The sequence below is a fragment of the Mucilaginibacter sp. P4_G9 genome, from assembly GCF_056400985.1.
In genome coordinates this window covers 1-3,187 of record NZ_JBFUKF010000503.1, presented here as the reverse complement: position 1 = coordinate 3,187, position 3,187 = coordinate 1, and the positions used below count along the sequence as shown (strand labels likewise).

The following is a 3,187-nucleotide window of genomic DNA, read 5'->3' as shown; positions in this document are numbered from 1 at the left end:
ACTAAAAAGCCTGCAAAATCTCCCAGTCCATAACGCGTAAAAGCATAGGGGCCGCCCGTTGCATGTGGCAGGAGCTTGCTCATATTACTAAAAACTTTTGCCAGAAAAAATGAGCCTACCGCCGAAAATACCCAGCCCAGCAAACCAATGCTGCCAAAAGAAGCCATAGCTGCAGGCATTAAAAATACCCCGGCACCTATCATATTACCCACCACCAGGGAGGTGCTTGTCCATAAACCTAATTTTTTTTGTGATGCGGGCATGGCTGTAGATCATTAAGGATGATAAGATAAGGTTTTTATTAAATACGAGAGGTAAAATTGTTACTCCTTTGAACGCATGTGCCAGCATTCAATTTCAAATCTTAAAAATTAATATTAAATTTGTTTACAAAGCGCATATATGAAAACATATCATTTTCCGGTAGTTGTTGAAATAGACGAAGATGGAGTTTACATTGTTTCGTGCCCTACTTTTAGAGGGTGCCATTCCTACGGACACACAATTGATGAGGCACTCGAAAATTTAAGAGAGGTTATTGAGCTTTGCATGGAAGAACAAACCACTGAAAATATTAATCAGTTTATAGGGGTACGTGAGATGGAAATCAATATTCCAATATCTGCATGAGTGATAAATTACCGGTAGTAAGCGGTAAGCAAATGGTATCACTGCTTGAAAGTCTGGGATTTATTGTTATTAGAATAAAAGGCTCACATCACAGAATGAAACATCCGGATGGTAGGGTGACTACTATACCTGTTCATAAAAATGAGCCTTTACCTAAAGGGTTACTAAGAAAAATACTAAGGGAAGATGTTATAATATCCATCGAAGACTTTGATAAATTGGTTCGTTGATTTTAACCGGAGTTTCTCCCGTACCTGGCCGAAGAATGCAATTTTCGGTAAGGGCTTAATCGACGGTTAAAGGTGCATCTCCTGCATTACCCATTTACCCTAACTTTCGGTAAATTATTTAAACATTTACCCTACTGATTCCTTTTAATACCGACAAGTTTTATGCAACATGGATAGCAGCCAACTCTAACTATATTTATCCCTCTACCCCCCTGATGAAGAAATACAATCTTTTATTTTTAAAAAAGCTGGTTCATAAACCGATACCCGTTATTTGTATGATCTTATTGGCTTTGGCCATGCTCAGCTTCTCACTCGTAATAAAAAAGCATAAAACACTTACCGCCGACGTAAAAAACGGAGGCTTATACCTCCCCGGTAAGTTTAAAGCTGTTGTAGTGATTGATAGCCTGGAAGGCCGGGCGCGGCACCTGGCGGTGAACAGCAACGGCGATATTTATGTAAAACTTCGCTTCCCGGATACTATTGGCGGCAATGTTGCCGCTCGCGATACCGATGGCGATGGTAAAGCTGACATCATTCAAAAATTTGCTAATTATGAAGATAAAGGGTCCTATGGTACGGCTATGCGCATCCATAACGGCTACCTGTATTTCAGCTCGGAAATGAATGTTTTTCGAACCAAACTAAACCCGAATACATTGGTGCCCGATGGCCCGCTTGAATTGATATTGCATGATACGCATGGTGAGCACGAGCATGATGCCAAACCCCTGGCCTTTGATAATGCCGGGCATATGTATGTAGCTTTTGGCGCGCCATCAAACGCCTGCCAGGAGCAAAACCGGGTACCCGGTTCGCCGGGTATTAAGGGCTGCCCTTTATTACAGGAGTATGGGGGCATCTGGCAATTTGACGAGGCCAAACCCAACCAGGAGCAAAAGGACGGCATCCGCTATGCTACGGGCTTACGCAGTGTGGTGGCTATGGACTGGAATACTGCTGATAATTGCCTGTATGCGGTTGCCCACGGTAGAGACGACCTGCATTTGCTGTTCCCCAAAATATTCAATGCATGGCAAAGTGCTGTATTGCCTGCCGAGGAATTTGTGAAGATTAAGCAGGGTACAGACGTAGGCTGGCCGTATTATTATTATGATCCTATTCGTCATAAAAAGCTGCTAAACCCCGAGTATGGGGGCGATGGCAAAAAAGCAGGCAATGGCGCAAAATATGCACAGCCTTTAATTGCTTTCCAGGCGCATTGGGCGCCCAACGACCTGTTGTTTTATACCGGCAACCAGTTTCCGGCGAGGTATAAGAATGGTGCATTTGTGGCCCTTCATGGCTCAACCAACCGCTCACCATATCCACAGGCAGGCTTTTTTGTGGCGTTTGTTCCGTTTAAAAATGGAGCACCCGCCGGTCCCTGGGAAATATTTGCCGATGGTTTTGCCGGGCTTACTACGGTAGCAAGTGTTAGTGAGGCGGTTTGCAGGCCAATGGGCTTGTCTATGGGTCCCGATGGGTCACTATATGTAAGCGATACCGAAAAAGGACGGGTATGGCGTATTTTTTATGAGGGCGACAAAACCAAATTTACCGGTGCCCAGCTTGCTAAAATGGAACTTCGCAAAAAACTGCCGAACTTTAAAATACCCGACAGGATTCGCAATAACATTGCTACCGGTATGCTTAAAGGGGGAATCAAAGTATATAATACCTATTGCGTAGGCTGCCATCAAAAAGACGGGAAAGGGGATGGCAACCTGTTCCCGCCGCTAAATGGATCGGAGTGGGTTACGGGGGGTAAGTATATGCAAAAAGAACCGGCTATCCGGGTATTGCTGAATGGTCTTGAAGGACCGATTAAAGTTAAAAACCGACCCTATAACAGCGTAATGCCCAAGCATAATTTTTTAAGCGATGCGGAAATTGCGGCGGTGCTTACCTACATCCGCAGTAATTTTGGCAACAACAGCAACCTGGTAACCGCATCAGAGGTTAAACAGGTAAGGGCAAGCCTGGGAATAAAATAAGTGGTACCGGCTTGCTGGTTGATTATAGCTGCATATAAATAACCCTCCCCTGTGAGGATTTCATGAGCAATATCATATTTTAAAGTGCTGTTAATCAGTAAATTTAAGTGATATAAAGATCAATTTTGAGTTAAATCAAAAAGATAAGCATCATGAAAAAATTACAGCTTCTATTCATTTTAATAGCAACATTTACTACCGGCATTATTAATAATGTTGCAGGCCAAACGCATGTGGGTAAAAATCAGGAGATCTTTATTGACTCATCTGGCGTGATCAAAGATCATAAGGGAACCAAACTTGCAGTTATTGATAAAAATAATATTG

The 3,187-nt window shown here is 43.0% G+C and carries 4 protein-coding genes; 3 read left to right on the top strand and 1 reads right to left on the bottom strand.

The features are described 5' to 3' along the window. The coding region (locus AC1DPZ_RS24510) for an amino acid permease (RefSeq protein ID WP_477408401.1) at positions 1–263 on the bottom strand (263 nt) is incomplete at its 3' end. A gap of 139 nt (positions 264–402) precedes the next feature. On the opposite strand from AC1DPZ_RS24510, the gene AC1DPZ_RS24505 reads away from it, so the two are divergent. The 3 genes from AC1DPZ_RS24505 (at position 403) to AC1DPZ_RS24495 (ending at position 2,860) form a co-directional block, all read left to right on the top strand. Continuing rightward, the gene (locus AC1DPZ_RS24505) at positions 403–630 is read left to right on the top strand and encodes a type II toxin-antitoxin system HicB family antitoxin (protein WP_477408399.1); all 228 of its coding nucleotides are present in this window, start codon (positions 403–405) and stop codon (positions 628–630) included. Continuing rightward, positions 627–860, top strand: coding sequence for a type II toxin-antitoxin system HicA family toxin (locus tag AC1DPZ_RS24500; RefSeq protein WP_477408397.1), 234 nt, complete (start codon positions 627–629; stop codon positions 858–860). Before AC1DPZ_RS24505 ends, AC1DPZ_RS24500 begins: the two co-directional genes overlap by 4 nt. Positions 861–1,075: 215 nt before the next feature. Further along, positions 1,076–2,860 (top strand): PQQ-dependent sugar dehydrogenase, encoded by a 1,785-nt coding sequence (locus tag AC1DPZ_RS24495; RefSeq protein WP_477408395.1) that lies wholly within the window; start codon positions 1,076–1,078, stop codon positions 2,858–2,860. Positions 2,861–3,187: the final 327 nt, after the last annotated feature.

Coding starts and splice junctions, on each gene's coding strand:
- AC1DPZ_RS24505 (WP_477408399.1), top strand. CDS start 403: ATGAAAACATATCATTTTCCGGTAGTTGTTGAAATAGACGAAGATGGA.
- AC1DPZ_RS24500 (WP_477408397.1), top strand. CDS start 627: ATGAGTGATAAATTACCGGTAGTAAGCGGTAAGCAAATGGTATCACTG.
- AC1DPZ_RS24495 (WP_477408395.1), top strand. CDS start 1,076: ATGAAGAAATACAATCTTTTATTTTTAAAAAAGCTGGTTCATAAACCG.